Source organism: Furfurilactobacillus curtus (assembly GCF_045862785.1).
Lineage (GTDB): Bacteria > Bacillota > Bacilli > Lactobacillales > Lactobacillaceae > Furfurilactobacillus > Furfurilactobacillus curtus.
Map to the genome: position 1 here is coordinate 512,781 of NZ_BQXO01000002.1, position 16,262 is coordinate 529,042.

General features: G+C 44.1%; 19 protein-coding genes and 1 other annotated feature (1 of these 20 only partly in view). Of the genes, 14 read left to right on the forward strand and 5 right to left on the reverse strand.

The annotated features are described in order from the left end of the window. Positions 1 to 786 carry a tyrosine-protein phosphatase gene (locus ACKTR2_RS05425; RefSeq protein ID WP_407883283.1) on the forward strand — a complete coding sequence of 262 codons (786 nt, stop codon included), beginning with the start codon at positions 1 to 3 and terminating at the stop codon, positions 784 to 786. Positions 787 to 837: 51 nt separating this feature from the next. On the opposite strand, the gene ACKTR2_RS05430 is transcribed toward ACKTR2_RS05425, so the two are convergent. After that, positions 838 to 2,013, reverse strand: coding sequence for a DUF998 domain-containing protein (locus ACKTR2_RS05430; RefSeq protein WP_407883285.1), 1,176 nt, complete (start codon positions 2,011 to 2,013; stop codon positions 838 to 840). Positions 2,014 to 2,233: 220 nt separating this feature from the next. Here ACKTR2_RS05430 and ACKTR2_RS05435 point away from each other — a divergent pair, with 220 nt between their 5' ends. The 7 genes from ACKTR2_RS05435 (at position 2,234) to ACKTR2_RS05465 (ending at position 6,455) form a co-directional block, all read left to right on the forward strand. Continuing rightward, the gene (locus ACKTR2_RS05435; protein WP_407883287.1) at positions 2,234 to 2,752 is read left to right on the forward strand and encodes an ASCH domain-containing protein; all 519 of its coding nucleotides are present in this window, start codon (positions 2,234 to 2,236) and stop codon (positions 2,750 to 2,752) included. After that, positions 2,742 to 3,281: a GNAT family N-acetyltransferase gene (locus ACKTR2_RS05440; protein WP_407883289.1), complete on the forward strand. Its 540-nt coding sequence runs from the start codon at positions 2,742 to 2,744 to the stop codon at positions 3,279 to 3,281. Before ACKTR2_RS05435 ends, ACKTR2_RS05440 begins: the two co-directional genes overlap by 11 nt. Positions 3,282 to 3,284: 3 nt before the next feature. Beyond that, on the forward strand, positions 3,285 to 3,818 hold the full coding sequence (locus tag ACKTR2_RS05445; RefSeq protein WP_407883291.1) for a GNAT family N-acetyltransferase: 534 nt from the start codon (positions 3,285 to 3,287) through the stop codon (positions 3,816 to 3,818). A gap of 105 nt (positions 3,819 to 3,923) precedes the next feature. Then, the gene (locus tag ACKTR2_RS05450) at positions 3,924 to 4,049 is read left to right on the forward strand and encodes a hypothetical protein (RefSeq protein WP_407883293.1); all 126 of its coding nucleotides are present in this window, start codon (positions 3,924 to 3,926) and stop codon (positions 4,047 to 4,049) included. 367 nt (positions 4,050 to 4,416) lie between these two features. Next, on the forward strand, positions 4,417 to 5,175 hold the full coding sequence (locus tag ACKTR2_RS05455; RefSeq protein ID WP_407883295.1) for a DUF1003 domain-containing protein: 759 nt from the start codon (positions 4,417 to 4,419) through the stop codon (positions 5,173 to 5,175). 274 nt (positions 5,176 to 5,449) lie between these two features. Further along, positions 5,450 to 6,070 carry an isochorismatase family protein gene (locus tag ACKTR2_RS05460; protein WP_407883297.1) on the forward strand — a complete coding sequence of 207 codons (621 nt, stop codon included), beginning with the start codon at positions 5,450 to 5,452 and terminating at the stop codon, positions 6,068 to 6,070. A gap of 25 nt (positions 6,071 to 6,095) precedes the next feature. Continuing rightward, entirely contained in the window at positions 6,096 to 6,455 is a 360-nt protein-coding gene (locus tag ACKTR2_RS05465) for a hypothetical protein (RefSeq protein WP_407883299.1), read from the forward strand. 142 nt (positions 6,456 to 6,597) lie between these two features. Here ACKTR2_RS05465 and ACKTR2_RS05470 read toward each other — a convergent pair whose 3' ends face one another. Continuing rightward, the gene (locus tag ACKTR2_RS05470) at positions 6,598 to 8,025 is read right to left on the reverse strand and encodes an MFS transporter (protein ID WP_407883301.1); all 1,428 of its coding nucleotides are present in this window, start codon (positions 8,023 to 8,025) and stop codon (positions 6,598 to 6,600) included. 91 nt (positions 8,026 to 8,116) lie between these two features. Then, the gene (locus ACKTR2_RS05475) at positions 8,117 to 9,895 is read right to left on the reverse strand and encodes an ABC transporter ATP-binding protein (protein WP_407883303.1); all 1,779 of its coding nucleotides are present in this window, start codon (positions 9,893 to 9,895) and stop codon (positions 8,117 to 8,119) included. Positions 9,896 to 10,054: 159 nt separating this feature from the next. Between ACKTR2_RS05475 and ACKTR2_RS05480 the strand changes: the two genes are divergently transcribed. After that, a complete protein-coding gene (locus tag ACKTR2_RS05480) occupies positions 10,055 to 10,375 on the forward strand; it encodes an Arc family DNA-binding protein (RefSeq protein ID WP_407883305.1) in 321 nt (106 codons plus the stop codon). Positions 10,376 to 10,394: 19 nt separating this feature from the next. Beyond that, positions 10,395 to 11,210, forward strand: a complete 816-nt coding sequence (locus ACKTR2_RS05485; RefSeq protein WP_407883307.1) for an SPFH domain-containing protein — start codon at positions 10,395 to 10,397, stop codon at positions 11,208 to 11,210. Between the two features lie 302 nt (positions 11,211 to 11,512). On the opposite strand, the gene ACKTR2_RS05490 is transcribed toward ACKTR2_RS05485, so the two are convergent. Further along, positions 11,513 to 12,064: a M15 family metallopeptidase gene (locus ACKTR2_RS05490; protein WP_407883309.1), complete on the reverse strand. Its 552-nt coding sequence runs from the start codon at positions 12,062 to 12,064 to the stop codon at positions 11,513 to 11,515. Positions 12,065 to 12,227: 163 nt separating this feature from the next. Here ACKTR2_RS05490 and ACKTR2_RS05495 point away from each other — a divergent pair, with 163 nt between their 5' ends. From ACKTR2_RS05495 to ACKTR2_RS05505, 3 genes are all read left to right on the forward strand, one after another. Continuing rightward, positions 12,228 to 12,806: a sugar O-acetyltransferase gene (locus ACKTR2_RS05495; RefSeq protein ID WP_407883459.1), complete on the forward strand. Its 579-nt coding sequence runs from the start codon at positions 12,228 to 12,230 to the stop codon at positions 12,804 to 12,806. Positions 12,807 to 12,951: 145 nt separating this feature from the next. Next, a complete protein-coding gene (locus ACKTR2_RS05500) occupies positions 12,952 to 14,541 on the forward strand; it encodes a BCCT family transporter (protein WP_456237529.1) in 1,590 nt (529 codons plus the stop codon). Between the two features lie 202 nt (positions 14,542 to 14,743). Continuing rightward, complete coding sequence (locus ACKTR2_RS05505; RefSeq protein ID WP_407883312.1) at positions 14,744 to 14,965, forward strand: hypothetical protein; 222 nt, start codon at positions 14,744 to 14,746, stop codon at positions 14,963 to 14,965. A gap of 65 nt (positions 14,966 to 15,030) precedes the next feature. Here the strand turns inward: ACKTR2_RS05505 and ACKTR2_RS05510 are convergent, their stop codons facing one another. Further along, positions 15,031 to 15,252: a hypothetical protein gene (locus tag ACKTR2_RS05510; protein ID WP_407883314.1), complete on the reverse strand. Its 222-nt coding sequence runs from the start codon at positions 15,250 to 15,252 to the stop codon at positions 15,031 to 15,033. A gap of 365 nt (positions 15,253 to 15,617) precedes the next feature. Between ACKTR2_RS05510 and ACKTR2_RS05515 the strand changes: the two genes are divergently transcribed. Next, positions 15,618 to 16,112 carry a hypothetical protein gene (locus ACKTR2_RS05515; RefSeq protein ID WP_407883316.1) on the forward strand — a complete coding sequence of 165 codons (495 nt, stop codon included), beginning with the start codon at positions 15,618 to 15,620 and terminating at the stop codon, positions 16,110 to 16,112. 105 nt (positions 16,113 to 16,217) lie between these two features. After that, positions 16,218 to 16,262, forward strand: a binding site (T-box leader) (it continues 140 nt past the right edge of the window).

Here is a 16,262-nt window from a genome sequence, read left to right on the forward strand (position 1 = left end):
ATGGCAGTTGTTGATTTGCATTGTCACCTATTACCCGGTGTGGATGATGGGTCTAAGAACATGGAAATATCATTAGAACTGGCGGCTGACGCAGTTGATAACGGCGTGACCCATGCTTTATTAACGCCACATCATCTCAATGGGGTTTACGTAAACCATAAGGCGGATGTACTAACGGCCACCGCTAAGTTTGCTGAGCAATTACAACTCAATGGCATTGATTTAAAAGTGTTTCCTGGTCAAGAAGTGCGGATTAATGGTGATTTACTGACCGCTATAGATCAAGATGATATTCTGTATGCAGACGAGACTGGCAAGTACATGATGCTGGAATTTCCAGACAATGAAGTGCCAGCCTACACCAAGGCAATGATTGCTGAAATTGAGCAACGTGGCGTGATCCCAGTGATTGTTCATCCAGAACGCAATACGGCCATCTTAGCTAAGCCAGAATTACTCCTTGAACTAATCGGACAGCACGATTGTTTAGCTCAATTGACGGCCAGTAGTTATGTCGGGACATTTGGCAAAAAAGTTGCCAACTTTAGTTACCAACTCATTGAAGCTGGGCAAGTCAATGTGTTAGCGTCGGATGCCCATCATTTACCCGGTCGTAAGTATGAGATGCGGCAGGCATTTGAAAAGTTGACTAAAGATTTTGGCGCCGATCGAGCGGAACTTTTTGAGCGCAGTGCCGAAAATATTTTAAATGGCAACCCCGTAGAACGCCCCATTGTTTCAGAAATTAAAACAAAACGGCGCGGTCTGTTTGGGTTTAGACGATAATCCTAAAATGCCACACCAATGTCTGTGAAGACGTTGGTGTGGCATTTTTTATTATTCAATTGTAACGGTATAGGTGGCTTGTTCGCCGACGACGAGTCGTTGGAGCCGCTGCAATAATAGTAGCAGCCAGGCAAATGCCATGGTAAAGCCGATTAATTCATAGGCCGTCAGTGATAAGTAACCAATCGGCTGAAATAGTAACGAGGCGGTGACAAGTAATCCACCAATGACGTAGGATAACGTGATGAATTCAGGCGTTAAGCGGGGTAGAAAGTAGCGAATGCCAATAATAATAGCAATGATGCAGTAGACCATCAGTGAAGCCATTTGATCGTGGATCAGATGCAACCATCCGCGGCCATTATTGGCAAATACGCCCACGCCTGCTAATGAAAGCGCCGTTAAAGTTAACAAAATTCGCAATGTGATGAGTCGGCGAGTTGTGCCAAAGCGTTTCTGCAAATTGACAAAAATAAAATCGACTAATGCCAAAGTTAATAGCGCCGATACAATCAACGTCAAATTAAATTGCCAACTGTAACTGGCTTTTTGGGTCCCCAAGAAGCTGATGTTATGTTCCCACCAACGTTTATTACTATTTGTGATCATGGCAGATAGGGCACCGCCAACAATGACGGAAATTAGCAATAGGAAAATCATATTGGCCGATAGGGCTGTTACTGAGAGAATCATCAAATAATTAATTAAACTGACGAACAAAAAGAAGAGAAAGGTAGATGTAAATTGGTCAAAGGTGACGCTTTTAAATAAAATCCCCATAAACCAGAAAAATCCCAACACGGCAACAGTTAAAATGACAATAAAAGATAGTAGGATAGTAGGAAAACTGCGCCAATATAGTGAACCTGTTAGCCAACGTTGAATGTCGCGCTTTTGAATGAAGTAAAAAAAGATAAAAGATAACGAACCGGTAATCAATCCCAATGTAATCACGGCACTAGCAATCGAGTCATTACCAGTTAACGCAATTTGTGTTTGGTTACGACTGGCAAAGTAACCGAAAAAGATGAGACTAGCTAAAATTGATGGAATTAGGAACCAGCGCGTCGGCAAAGTCTGTTGTTCTCGTGTGGCGTGTTGGGCTTTTAACGTCACCTGTTGACTGTCATCAGCCGGCACGGTGATTTGTAATTGGTCGCCGACATGAAGGCGAAGCTGCTTAATGACAGCAGCTGGTAGTGCAATTTTATGATTGTCTGAGGACATAATGATTTCCTTTTTTACGAATGGTTGTCAAACAAGTACTGTGTTTCATTTTACAGGTTTTAAAACGATTGCGCATGAAAACCCCCACGGAAAAACATCTTAGTGAACGAAGCGGGTCATTTGAAAAATGTTTGATTACATTAAAATGAGTATGCTAATATAAATCTAATCTTAAAACCAGTTTATTGGATGAGTTGAGGTTAATTGAGGTGTGATAAGGATGACTGAAGTATTCGATCAAGCTCACGATCCGGTGAAATTAGCGACGATCGCAAGCTTTTGGCAACGGTTTTTGAACAGTAACGACTTGCCTGTTTTACCGCAACCAGAACCGTGGGGATTTGGCAACAATCCTCAGATGGCTAACGATTTAGCCCAATTGGTGGTCCAGGGCATTAAAACGGCGACTTCATCAGCCGTTACTGACCCAATCAATGAGCCACCGGTACAAGTTGGGGATTACGATATTGTTTTGGATGGTCAACAACAGCCGGTGGCGATTATAAAGACGGTTGTTCAAGAAACAATGCCGTTTAATCGAGTAACCGCTGAGCATGCCTATCACGAGGGGGAAGGAGACCGAACCCTCGCCAATTGGCGGAGCGCACATGAAGCGTTTTGGCGACAAGAATTAGCGCAGGAGGCGATTAAATTTAGCGATCAATTGTCGGTCTCTTGTGAGGTGTTTGAGTTAGTCGTGACGCCAACGGATTTGGGGATGAATGAAAATGGTAATTGAAAATGACTTCATCGGTCCACGGGTTAGCTTAGCTGCGTTCAAATCAACGGACGCTGATATATTGGTACAAACCCAATTTGATCCTGCTTTGATTGCGATGGCGACAGATAATCGATGGCCACGTGACGCTGCTAGATTTGTGCAAGAATTTTCATCGCAGTCGCTTGTGATGACATTAATGGTTCGTCTTCGTGAAACGCAAGCATTGTTGGGCTGGTTAAGATTATCGGACATGCAGCTTAAAAATCGTGGTGCAGTGCTCAGTATTGCCGTTTTAAATGAACAAAATCGACATCAAGGGTACGGCCGAGAAGCAATCCAGCTCGCCTTACAAATTGCCTTTAATCAACTCAATTTGCATAAAGTACGGGGGTGGATTAACGCGGATAACTTGTCTGCGCAACACTTATTTGAGCATGTCGGCTTTAATAAGGAAGGCACACTGCGACAGCAACGCTTCATATCGGGGCAACGCGTGGATCAGAATTTGTATGGGTTATTGCAGAATGATTGGCGAAGTGAGGGTTAATCAATGAAATCTTTATTTAAAACGGAGCGTTTGTTGCTGACAGAGGCTTATCCGGGTGATGCAACCTATTTTGCTCGCCATCAATTGGACGATAATTTTGCTCAGTTAAGTGCTTGGGACGTTGAAACCCCGCGTTCGCCGCAACGTTTTATTAATATGTTAAATGCCACTAATCCGACCCACTTTATCTTTGTGATGCGTCTGCAATCGACGGATCAGCCGTTGGGTTGGATTGAATTGACTAACGTGAGCTTAGCGGACCAAACAGCCGAATTGGGAATTGGCATTTTTGTGGGTGCCCAACGCAATCATGGTTACGGTCGCGAAGCAATCGAAGGTTTGTTAACTTGGGGATTCGGTGAATTGGGCTTATTTAAAATTAATTTGTCAGTTAACGAAAATAATCCCATGGCGATCCATGTCTATGAGCAGGTGGGCTTTAAACGAGAAGCAACTGATCGTGAAGCACTATTGGCTGACGGACGATGGCTAGATCGTTATGTCTACGGATTGTTGCGTTCGGATTGGCGTCAGTAAACGAGTGGCTTTGATTAGTTAAAGCTTATTTCAAACAAAAGAATTCCCATCATGAGCAAACCGTGGTACAATCACTTAAATTATTAGGAACGGGGGGCTTGCTAGATGGAAACCCTATTAGCAATTTTATTAATGATCTTGACGGCAGTGGTTCTAATTTGGAGCGACTTCAAAGTTGCGATTCGTCGACCACCGCGGACAAAAACACTAAAGGAAGATTTGACTGAATAGCTAATGTAATATGCCTTAGACGAAAAATCATCGCGATTAAGTGGTGGTTTTTTTGTTTCGCTCAGATTTCATTGTCAAGTTCCATCGACCTGTTGTCTGTGGTAGCGCTCGATACCCCCGGCTTGCTTGGCACTGCTTTCTTTAATGGCAAAAGACTTGAAAAGTGAAGCGTTGGGCCGATATAATGAGGGCGTAAGTTACTTGGCAATTAGGAAAGGCAGGTGGGCAATATGTTTACAACAGATTATCAGCTTGGTTCAACCAGCGACGATGGTCCCGCGTGTTTGCAGTCAGAAGACGGACATAGATCCCGCCTAGCTAACTGTGGACGCGTCAAATTTAGCAACTAAGCGAGAGGAATGCTCTCATGCAAGAATTTAACGGTGGTTCAGTTCACTGTCTGGTTGATCAGAAGTCGTTTGATCTAGTAGATGGTGTTTTCCTAGAAGACTTGGATGGTTCCTTAAAGGCGTTGATTCGTCAGGACTTTCCCAAGGCGACAAACCAAGATTTTATCTGTAGTGAACATTTGGTTCATTATCGTTTATTAAAAATGGATCAAATGATTGCCAAAGACTATCGGCAAAATCATAAGCTTAATCAAAAGTTGACGCGTGTTTTAGCAAAAGACACCTATCAAGCGATCGATGTTCGGGAGCAATTGGAACATTCACTAACAGTTGGTCAGCGGGTTGCGGATGCTGTCGCGCACTTCGGTGGGAGCTGGCCCTTTATTATTTCATTTATTACGGTCATGATTGGTTGGATTGTGATTAACTCGTTGCACCTGTTTGGTGTCCATTTTGATCCTTATCCTTTCATTCTATTGAATTTGTTCTTAAGCATGGTGGCGGCGATTCAGGCACCGCTCATCATGATGAGTCAAAATCGGGCGGCTGAATATGATCGGTTACAGTCGATTAATGACTATCACGTGAATTTGAAATCAGAAGAAGAAATTCGCGTGCTCCATTCTAAGGTCGATCATCTTATCCAACAAGATCAGCCGAATCTGTTGGCGATTCAAAAGATTCAAACAGAAATGTTGGGTTCTATTGAATCTCAGGTCAATGAACTACGACGTCTGCAGACATCCTTTGACCAGCAATTACCACCTTCGAAATAGATTTTGATCGCGACTACCATTGGTGGTCGTTTTTTTGTGCAATCGTATTGTAAGCCGCGCTAATCTAATCTTTTTCCTAATCGTGAATACTATTGTACTTGGCAAGGCATGCTGAGTAGCGTATCCATGAGCGTTGAATTGAGTTGGTACGAGCTTATAAGTACGAAAAATTGCGATTCATTTCGATGTCGCTTATTTTAATATTAGAACAGTAGGGGAATCGTTGTATCAACCCACGGCTCAATTAATTTGATGTGGAAAGGAATGTGCACTTATGACAAGTAAACCAAAACGTGATTTTCATGTAGATGAATTGATGAATCCTGACGATACCGTCTTTACGGTGATCGATTATCAACCAACACAAATCAATTCAATTAATTCGATGGACCGGGCTCAACTAATTCGAAACATTGTCGTCACACAGAAAATTATTAACGCCTTTCATATTCCGACGATCCTCTCAACTGTTAATGTTGCTACCGGTCGCAATCAAGATACGATTCCTGAATTGAAGGCTGTTTTACCCAATGTTAAATCATATGATCGGACTTCAATTAATGCCTGGGAAGATGAAGATTTTTACAATGCAGTGAAAGCAACGGGTAAACACAAAATTATTATTGCCGCTTTATGGACGGAAGCTTGTTTGACCTTTCCAACCCTCGATGCAATGCGGGAAGGGTTCGAGGTCTTTCCGGTTGTGGACGCGGTGGGAGGAACTTCAGTCACTGCGCATGAAACTGCGATTCAACGGGTTACCGCTGCTGGAGCGCAACCGACCACGATTGCTCAATTAGCGTGTGAATTACAGCGTGATTGGAACAGGACTGAGACAGTACCCGACTTTACTAACTTAATGACTGAAGCAGGTGTTTTCCTGAAATTAAGCTAATAACTAGACAAAAGGAGGCAAAGATATGTTAGATGTTAAAGATTCCATTGATCGACTACAATGGACCGTCGATCATCACTTTCTACACATTCAGGCGCAACATGAATTTATGCGCGCTTGGGCAGTTCAGTTTGAGATGGCGTACACCGATTTTCGGGTGATTCAAATGGCTTTACAATTAGGCGGCGAAGAAAATCATCCATTGTTAAAAGCGTTTGCAGCTGCTTACGAAGATGTTTACCAATACGAGTATGAATTTGCCGCTGGTGGCTTAGAGGGCTTCAACGCTAAGTTCGGTGCAGACGATATGACCAAGTACCAAGCTGCGGTGAAAACGATGGATGGCCTTATTGAACAGATCAAAGCGGTCAAGGTTGATTATTAATTTTGAAATATAAACATCGTTAACAACGAAAAAATCCTTAACTCGGTTTTAGAGTTAAGGATTTTTCTTTTTGACTCGTATGACAGATGGTTATGTTTATCAGCGTTAGCTAAGTTTGCTACCTTGTCCTGCAGCAAAAAAATTATTTAGCGGTTGTAACACTTCTTTGTTGGCGGGCTTTAACCATGCGATAGATGACTAGAATGGCGGCTAATGCAGATAGCCCAGTCGCTAGTAAGAATACATTGCTGAAGGCCCGCAGGAAAGCAGGCCCGACTGTACGAGTGATCTGGTGAACGCCAGGAAGTTGAATGAATAGGACTGATGAAGCTAGACTAATTCCAGTGGTCATCCCTAGTGTTCGAGCTAATGAACTAAATGAGCCAGCCACGCCAGAGAGTTCATGGCTCACGACACTCATCGTAAGAGCATTGTTAGGCGATAAGAAGAAGCCCATGCCGAAACCGTTAATTAAGATTGGGACAATGATGCGTTCCCAATCCAAGTTAGCAGGATACAAAACGTAACCGACTTGAGAGATCGTTAAAAAGATTAAACCAGTTAGCGCTAGTAAATTACGATCAATCCGTCCCGCAAGAAAGCCAGCTAAAGGAGATACACATAGCATAATGACCGATTGAAGTCCCATGATTAGTCCGCTGACGAGTGGTGACAAACCAGAGTAATTTTGAAGATAAAATGTTAACAGAACATTGGAGAAAACATTGACCATCATCGTTAAAAATAAGGTGGCAATCGACACCATGTAGGTTGGATTGTGCATCACTTGTGGTGAAATCCAGGGTTGTTTGGATCGATCATCTTGAATGAAGGCGGCAATGGTTATTCCGCCTCCGACGACGAGTAGAAGGACACCCAACAAAACATTGCTCATAGTGCCCTGGAAAAATTGACTGCTGAGAAAGAAAATAATCATCCCGATCGTGAATAAATTCTGACCAGTCCAATTTGAACCATGAGCAGACTGACGAATGGCGTGCAGTGTTTCATGCGGTGTCGGTAAATCACGAAAACCGACGAATAAAACAATTAATCCGAACGGCACATTAAATAAAAAGATACCTCGCCATGAGAAGACAGCCATTAAAAAGCCCCCCAGCGCCGGCCCGGAAATGGAGCCCACCGAGGTGAACATTGAAATCGTTGCGAGTGCCTCAGCTCGCTGCTGGTTGTTAGTGGCGTCAGTCACAATGCCCATGGAATTGGCCATGATCATCGCTGATCCTACTGCTTGAACCACACGTCCCACCAGCAATAGCCAAAATGCTGGGGCGAGTCCGGACAAGGTAGACCCAATGATGAAGATAAGCCCACCATAGAGGAAGATGAAATTCTTAGAAATTAAATCACCTAAATGACCGAATAAAACGAGTAGAATGGCGGTCGTGATTAAGCCGGTTTGTAAAACCCATACGGAAGCTGAATTTGAAACACCCAATGCAGTGCTAATCTTGGGTAATGCCAAGTTGACACTGGAACCAGAAATGCTACTCATGAGCGAGAATAGGCCAAGAATTAGTGTGATTTGAAGTGTGTTTTGCTTTTTCATCGCTGATCGCCGCCTTTTATTAAACACTTAACTAACCTAACTATAAGCGCTACTGGACATTTTGGCGAAGAAGTTTCCTTGATAATCGTGGCTAGCTGAATTGAGCGTTGTAGAGCTTGGCGTAAGCGCCATTGGCCTTTAGCAGTGATTCATGAGTGCCTTGTTCAACCAAATGACCGTCATCCATGACGATGATTTGATCAGCGCTGTGGATAGTGGATAGACGATGAGCGATGACAAGTGAAGTTCGAGCTTTCATGAGGTTTTCTAAAGCATGTTGGATCGCTTTTTCTGATTCGTTATCTAGACTAGCGGTGGCTTCATCTAGGATGACAATTTGAGCATTCTTAAGCAATGCTCTAGCGATTGACAGCCGTTGTTTTTGTCCCCCAGACAATTTGACGCCACGTTCACCCACCTGCGTCGCTAACCCATCCGGCAGACTGTGAATAAAGTCGGCAATATCAGCCATTTGTGCCACCTGCCAGACTTCATCATCAGTGGCATTCTCACGACCGTACAGAATGTTGTCCTGAATGGATCCATCAATGATGTAGACATCTTGAGAGACGATCGCAATGTTTTTGCGAAGCGAGCTTAGACGGATATCTTTAATCGGGACACTGTCAAAGCCAATCGTGCCGCTATCTATGTCATATAAGCGGTCAATCAAGCGTGTTAGCGTTGTTTTGCCAGAGCCAGAGTGGCCAACCAAAGCCGTGGTTTTACCAAAAGGAATCGTAAACGTGATGTCAGTAACCGCCGGCAAAACCGGGCCATTTTCAGAAACGTCGCTGTCTGGATAGGTAAACGACACATGATCTAGGGTTACACCTTGCTTGATTGCAGGAAAGTTCACGGGGTTAGGCGCGTTGGTAATGGCAGGCTTGAGAGCCAAAATATCCATAACCCGGCCATAAGAAACCAATGATTGTTGGAGTTGATTAAGGATTTGAGTAAAAGCACGAATTGGCCCCTGTAACATGGCCACATAACTCAGATAAGCCACCAATTGTCCAACCGTTAGCTGCCGGCGAATCACAAAGTACGCCCCGAGCGCCAAGATGATTGCCACACCAAGGTAGTTTACAAAATCAATCAAGGGAGAGAAAATTGCTTGGTTTTGAGTGGCGTTGATCATGTCCTGTTTGTTCGTTTGGGCATAGGCACCAAAGCGATTCTCCTCTAGATCTTCATTGGTGTAGCTCTTAATCAAATCAATTTGGGTTAAGGTATTTTGCATTTGGTTTGACATCTGCGCTTGCGACGCTCGGGCCGCACGAAAAGCGTTATGAATCCGTGTACGAAAAACGCGGTAGATAAGAAACATCAAGGGGAATGTCAACGTAACCGCGACGGCCATTTGCCAGTTAATGATAAAAATATAGATCCAAACGAATATAAAGGTAACGATGCTACCAATCATGGACAACATATTCGCGGAGATGAGACTCTGCAAATTGCTAATGTCACTGGTTAAGCGAACCATTAAATCCCCAGTTTTACTGGATTCAAAAAAGTGCGTATCCAAACGCAAGGTGTATTGGTACAACTCGGTTCGTAAGTTGGTGATGGCTCCTTGACTCATGATCCCCATATAATAGGTGGATAGATAATTTAAAACACCTAAGGCAATGGCGGTGCCTAAGAGACCTAAGACCACTTCTGTTAAAAGGCCAAGGTCACGACGAGGGATGACGTGGTCAATGATGTATTGTTCATATTGTGGAATGACGAATTCCAATAATGAAATGACGGTCAATGCGAGAACATTAAGTCCTAATAGCCAACGTCGATTGAGAACCTGACCGAAGACAAAACGAAACATCTGGCCCGTTGTGACTGACGTGGTCGTCGTTTGATTCTTCATAAGCAGCCTACCTTTTTTGATCTAACGGTAAGCTATTCGCTGGTTTGAGCCAAACATTTGTACTTCGCGAGTTAGGCGGTTGGGGCGGTTAACAAATAAGAAAAAAGTTACCTAATGATATCATTGTGATATCATTACGATATAAAGGGAGTGGTCAAAATGGCCGAAAAACGCTTCTTGTTGCGATTGGATCAGGCACTTTATGATCAGTTGGCGAATGTGGCACGGCGAGAAGGGCGTAGTGTGAACGCGCATATTGTTCAGGTTCTAGGGACTAGTGTGGGCAAAGTAACCTTTGAACAACGACAAATTATTGGACAAACCGTGTCTGGCACGGCGCTCATGGTTGATACGGGATTAGTTTCAATTGCCGGAATTTTTTATCGCTATTTAATCGATGCCAACGAGTCGGTGGATCGAAATGCAGTTTACACGGTGATTGAGAGTAATGGCAACATCTTAACGTTGAAACGCGTTTAACATACAGGGGGAATGACTTATGCCATTTGGAATTAAAATTGTGCCACAAAACAATCAAGGATTAGTAGAAACACTAGGTCGTTATGGTCATAGTGTGGAATCAGGGCTGCACTTTTATGTACCCATGATTCAAAAAATCCGAAATGTCAGTTTGGCGATGGAACCGTTGGCCTTACCTAATTATTCGATCATCACCAAAGACAATGCGGATGTATCAGCAAGTCTGACGCTGAACTTTCACGTTACGAATGCCATGAAATACCAATATGATAATACCGACTCGGTTGAATCAATGGCGCAACTCGTGCGTGGACATCTAAGAGATATTATCGGTCGAATGGAATTGAATGAAGCGCTGGGTTCAACAGCTAAAATTAATCAAGAGTTGGCACTAGCCATCGGCGATCTTACTAACACGTATGGCATTAACGTGGATCGGATTAATATTGATGAATTGACCCCATCTAAAGCGATTCAAGCAGCGATGGACAAACAATTAACCGCCGATCGTCAGCGGGTAGCAGTGATCGCGCAAGCGGAAGGGGAAGCACGCTCAATCCAACTCACCAATAAAGCCAAAAATGATGCCTTAATGGCTACGGCATCGGCGGAAGCTACAGCCACTAGAACACGAGCAGATGCAGAGCGTTATCGGATTGACACAGTTCAGGCCGGTCTTAGCAACGCGACGGATAAGTATTTTGCTAACCAGTCGATTAATGCGTACGCTCAATTGGCAAATTCGAGTGCCAATCTAGTCGTAGTGCCGACTGACAGCGCCACTGATTTTGGCCAGGTGCCAGTGATTGGCAAACTACTGAAGGAAACGAAATAGGTGTTAATTGACACAATAAAACAACCGGGCCGCCTATGAAGCGGACCGGTTGTTTTATTGTGTGTAAACGTGCTCGCCAGACCTGAGTCCTGTGCACAACCAACAAGCGTAACCGGACCAAGACCGTCCAATTACGCTTGTCTGTTGTTGCTCGGACTCAACCCGGCCTGGCTCACACGCTGATGAAAACGTGCTCGCCATCACTGAAGGTTGCGCCCAACCAACAAGCATAACCGGGCCAAGACCGCCCAATTACGCTTGTCCGTTGGTGCTCACCTTCACCCGTGATGGCTCACACTCTGTTAAAAGTCATTCGGATCCGCGGAAGCTGGGCCCATCGCGTCCATGTTACTGTCGCGATAATCCCACCATTCTTCACTGTATCCGAGAAAGCCTGCGCCAATCATGGCTCGGTTGAGGACTTGGTAGTTGGCTTCAATTTCAGGGCTGCGATGGTAAGCGCGTCGGGCGGTCTCACCAAATGCATCAAATGCGCTTTGCATCGGCAGCTCATTGCCATCTAGATCAGTCAATGTTAGATCGAAGGTCACCCCTTTTTGGTGACTTTTATTGGGATCAGGCGGTAATACCCATTGTGGATCGGGATAAACCTCGAAGAGTTTAGCTTGGGCACTGACCGGGCGATAGGCATCCCAGACCTTTATCCGGTAGCCTTGTTGATAGAGTTGGTTAGCGGCTGTGCCGAGTTTTTTAGCTGTGGGTGTTCGCGCAATTGCAGTTGTAAAGTCATAAATTTTTTGATGGGTGAAGTTGTCAGTCGTTGCGTATTTCAAATCGACAATAATATGAGGATTGACGGTTTGGATATTCATGAATTCAGGTTCTTGGCTCATGGTTAACCTCCGTGAATACGTTTTCATTAATTATGACACGGTTGCGGATAAAAAAGCTAGTAAAGGGCGTTATGCCCGTGGTAATGCCGTTAAACGGGCATTGTTCCGCAAATGAACTTTGCATGAAAAATGAAAGAGTGCTAGCGTTAATAACATGAAAGTTATGAAAACAAGTCGAGAGCGGATGACTGCTGGTGAGCCATACGAGCAGTTTGATCAAGAACTAACTGAACGACGCAAATTTATGCGTGCCCAATTGCAACAAATTAACGCGCAAACGGACAATGAAAAGCGTAATCATCGGTTGCAGACGTTATTAGCTGACACAGGTCCCGACTTTTTTGTCGAGAGCGCTTTTAAGTGTGACTATGGTTGGAATATTCACATCGGCGACCATTTTTATGCGAATTATGACAATACGTTTTTGGATACTTGTCCGATTACGATCGGTCATCATTGTTATTTTGGCCCCGATGTGGGTCTGTATACCCCCGTTCATCCACTGGATCCGGTGGCCCGAGATGCCGACGTGGAATTTGGTGCGCCAATTACGATTGGCAATAGCGCATGGTTAGGCGGACACGTGACGATTTTACCAGGCGTGACCTTAGGTGATAACGTGGTCGTCGGGGCTGGTTCGGTTGTCACGAAAAGCTTTGGTGATAATGTTGTGATTGCAGGTAATCCCGCGCGAGTGATCAAACAAGTTCCGAGTGGATCACCAGGTGACAACCCTATTTAGGATTAATCCTTATTATGGATTAATCGCATTTGTATCGAGCGACCAAACGCTGTGCAGGTGATGAAAATCAGACATGCATAGCGTTTTTATGTGCCCGTTTGTTGGTAACCAGAAATTTGTTTAAAAAAGAAAGAAGCGACTTAAAATTTTAAAGCGTCAAAATGTCGATCGAGCTGTCTTTGTTCCAACCATGATTCTCTTTGGGTTAGTTTCATTGGTATTAATCATTGGCGGCTCAGCCGTTCAGCAATCTATGAACGCGATTTTGACCTTATTAACAAGCCACACCGAGTGGTTATATCTATTGATTTACATTGTTAATTTTTGTTTCTTTATGGCCTTGGCATTCTCGAAGTACGGCCACATCAAGCTCGGCAAAGCGGGTACTAAAGCAGACTATAGTGGCTTTCAGTGGGGGAGCATGGTTTTTGCGACAGGAATTGATGCCAGTATCTTGATGCTGAGTGCGACGGACCCGTTAGCTTATTTACAACATCCTGCCTTTGGCGCCAAGCCATTTTCTACAGCGGCGTATGTTTATGCTAATGTGTGTGGGCAATTCAACTGGGGGCCAATGGCGTGGATGATGTTTGCAACAGCGACGATTGCAATCGCCTATCCGATGCATGTCAAAGGTTTGCCAATTCAGCGATTGAGCTCAGCTATGCCGATGCTTGCCGGCCCAGGTCGAAGCCGTCATCTAGTTCGTCAAATAATTGACTTCTTGGTCGTTTTTGGCATTATGGGTGGCATTGGCTCATCTATTGGGATGGAGATTCCTGTTATTGCCAAGGTGCTCAGCGCCTTAACTGGCGTTGCAGATACGATTTGGTTAAAACTGACGTTGTTTGGTGTTCTCTTTATTCTCTTTGCGCTAACTGTCTATGCTGGTTTGAATAAGGGAATTAAACGACTATCAGCTTGGCACATTTATTTAGCGATTGGCTTTTTGATCATCGTGTTGTTAGTTGGGCCAACGTGGCGTCTGCTTAATGGAGAAGGACAAACCTTAAGCTTATTGATTCAACATTTTGCTGCATTATCGGCCAATAAGGCTAATCCCGGCGTTAACGGATTCGCCCAACGACAAACAATGTTTTATTGGGGCTGGTGGTTAGCGTACATGCCGGTGATGGGCCTGTTTATCGCGCGAATTTCACGAGGAAAGACCATTCGCCAAGTCATCGTTGGGATGTTGACCTATGGGGTTGGTGGCTGCCTGAGCTTTTATGCGGTGCTCGGCGGTTACACCCTATGGTTACAACAGTCGGGGACCCTTGATTTAGTGCATATTTTGAATACGCAGGGACAAGCAGCCGTGTTGGCAGCCATGATTCAGACCTTACCGTTTAAAATCGTGATGTTGTTACTATTTTGTCTCTCTTGCTTTGTCTTTTTGGCCACGACTATTTCTTCGTCAGCATTCATCGTCGCTTCTTTCACCAGCCTGACACTGACCGGACGGCAACAGCCAACTCGGTGGAATCGGATGGCCTGGGTCGTCATTTTCCTCGTCTTTTCGTTAGGCATTGTTTTAGTTGGTGGCTTCACGACGGTGCAAGCGATCTGTACCATTGCTGGGTTCCCCTTGATTTTTGTCGCGATGGCGTTGTTGGTGACCATTTACCAGGCAGTGACGACTGATCCGGCCATGAAGAAGGCCGCAATGATTGCACCAGCTAATGAGCGACGTGAACGGATGCGAGCGAGAATTTCCGGAAATGGAACGGTTTAAGCGTGTGCCAAGTTTACGTTGGTCAACACTGATGTCTTGATTAATCAAATTGGTGTCATCGTGGTCATTCCGGTGAATTTCATTGTAATTTACACTTAGCTCATTCTGACTTAATGACCTTTTGTGATAGTGTTCACATAAACCGGTTTTTTTGGTAAAATAAAGGAGGTCTAAGAGAGAATGAGCTAAGGGAGTGAGCCGGATGATTACCAACTTGGATGAATTTCTACCTGCGCTAAAGGGAGTGTTACGCGGATCATTTAATGATGATCGTGAATTAGTTGGCGGAGTGCTAACGCGTTTACAAGAATCTGACTCGATCCATTACGGCGTAACTCGTTGGCGAACTAGTGATACACAAGACCACGAGTTTACTTTCCGCAAAAATGAGGATGGAACGTATACTTATTTATACAAGCATTAACAAAACGCCTTGCAATCGCAAGGCGTTTTGTATGTCGAAATCAGTTGATCGTTGAACGCCATGATTCAATCGTGGCGTAATTCCCAATCCTGAGTTGCATATTGAACCGCATCATCGTGAGTTCTAGTCAAAATAAACGCGATTGCCGTCAATTGTTGTCTGGCATTGGGGATGTAGTATTGTGGTCGATGAACTTCATGATCGTGATCAACTAAGGCGATCGACTCTAGGTCATGAATTACCTGCCGTTTTTGCGTTTGTCGATTAACGAGGACCACTAGCATCATCACCACCTCCGATCTCAAGGTGACTAAACGTACGGGACGCAACGTAATTAAAAGATTGTTTGTAATGACTAACCATGTGTGAAAGTGATGTAAGAGGGTAAATGAAACTGGCTTGGTCTAAATTCAGTCTAGCATCGCTTTTAAAACTGTTTCAAATAATGTGTCTGATTGAGCTAAAGTTGTGGTCAATGAGTGATGATTGAAAAATCAAAAGCATAATTGAAATAAAGTAGACATATATTAACTCTTTTATATATGTAAATAGGTCTGTTTTAAATTTATTAAGCTCAGCGCTCCTTCTTGTATTCTTGACGTGGATTAGCTAAAGTCAGGAGAGACTTCTCAGTTAAAGGAGATCAATGAATATGAAAGTAACACATCGTGAACTTGTGTCCGAACCAGAACGCCAACTATTTGGCTTACCTTATGATCATCAAGAACAAGGGTCTTATAACTATGCTTGGTTGGATTGGGAAACTTCTGATAAATTTAAACGGCTGGAGACGGTCAACAAGCCATTAGATCCTGCCAAAATTGGGTTATTGGTCTTTGATGGCGCAACACCTACGTACTGGATTGGCAAGTGGTTCCGCAAGAGCCAACAGGTTCCAGATGGTTTTAAAGCAATTACGGTGCCGGCTAGTTCTGCCGCTATCGCTTGGGTCAACGGCAATCCTGATACTGGTGATTTGTTTGGCGATCGGGCGATGAATGCTGCTAAACAAGAACTGATTCTGCGCCACATGATGACAGAAGCGGATTGGGAACATTTGCCTTATGCTTACGAGCGTTATGATCCGCAAAGGTTTCAACCGGAAGAAAATCCGACCACGCTGGATTATATTTTCTATGTCAAATGAGACCAATTATGGCTGGTCGGCCTTCAAAGCGGACTGGCTTTCACTCTGCATTGACAGCCGTTAAAGAGATCAGTACAATAACACCAGATTAACAGTTAGCGTGTGATTCATTCGAGTCTAGTAGTGAAGTGATTCTCTGTTTAGCGAGTC

Coding starts and splice junctions, on each gene's coding strand:
- ACKTR2_RS05425 (WP_407883283.1), top strand. CDS start 1: ATGGCAGTTGTTGATTTGCATTGTCACCTATTACCCGGTGTGGATGAT.
- ACKTR2_RS05430 (WP_407883285.1), bottom strand. CDS start 2,013: ATGTCCTCAGACAATCATAAAATTGCACTACCAGCTGCTGTCATTAAG.
- ACKTR2_RS05435 (WP_407883287.1), top strand. CDS start 2,234: ATGACTGAAGTATTCGATCAAGCTCACGATCCGGTGAAATTAGCGACG.
- ACKTR2_RS05440 (WP_407883289.1), top strand. CDS start 2,742: ATGGTAATTGAAAATGACTTCATCGGTCCACGGGTTAGCTTAGCTGCG.
- ACKTR2_RS05445 (WP_407883291.1), top strand. CDS start 3,285: ATGAAATCTTTATTTAAAACGGAGCGTTTGTTGCTGACAGAGGCTTAT.
- ACKTR2_RS05450 (WP_407883293.1), top strand. CDS start 3,924: ATGGAAACCCTATTAGCAATTTTATTAATGATCTTGACGGCAGTGGTT.
- ACKTR2_RS05455 (WP_407883295.1), top strand. CDS start 4,417: ATGCAAGAATTTAACGGTGGTTCAGTTCACTGTCTGGTTGATCAGAAG.
- ACKTR2_RS05460 (WP_407883297.1), top strand. CDS start 5,450: ATGACAAGTAAACCAAAACGTGATTTTCATGTAGATGAATTGATGAAT.
- ACKTR2_RS05465 (WP_407883299.1), top strand. CDS start 6,096: ATGTTAGATGTTAAAGATTCCATTGATCGACTACAATGGACCGTCGAT.
- ACKTR2_RS05470 (WP_407883301.1), bottom strand. CDS start 8,025: ATGAAAAAGCAAAACACACTTCAAATCACACTAATTCTTGGCCTATTC.
- ACKTR2_RS05475 (WP_407883303.1), bottom strand. CDS start 9,895: ATGAAGAATCAAACGACGACCACGTCAGTCACAACGGGCCAGATGTTT.
- ACKTR2_RS05480 (WP_407883305.1), top strand. CDS start 10,055: ATGGCCGAAAAACGCTTCTTGTTGCGATTGGATCAGGCACTTTATGAT.
- ACKTR2_RS05485 (WP_407883307.1), top strand. CDS start 10,395: ATGCCATTTGGAATTAAAATTGTGCCACAAAACAATCAAGGATTAGTA.
- ACKTR2_RS05490 (WP_407883309.1), bottom strand. CDS start 12,064: ATGAGCCAAGAACCTGAATTCATGAATATCCAAACCGTCAATCCTCAT.
- ACKTR2_RS05495 (WP_407883459.1), top strand. CDS start 12,228: ATGAAAACAAGTCGAGAGCGGATGACTGCTGGTGAGCCATACGAGCAG.
- ACKTR2_RS05505 (WP_407883312.1), top strand. CDS start 14,744: ATGATTACCAACTTGGATGAATTTCTACCTGCGCTAAAGGGAGTGTTA.
- ACKTR2_RS05510 (WP_407883314.1), bottom strand. CDS start 15,252: ATGATGCTAGTGGTCCTCGTTAATCGACAAACGCAAAAACGGCAGGTA.
- ACKTR2_RS05515 (WP_407883316.1), top strand. CDS start 15,618: ATGAAAGTAACACATCGTGAACTTGTGTCCGAACCAGAACGCCAACTA.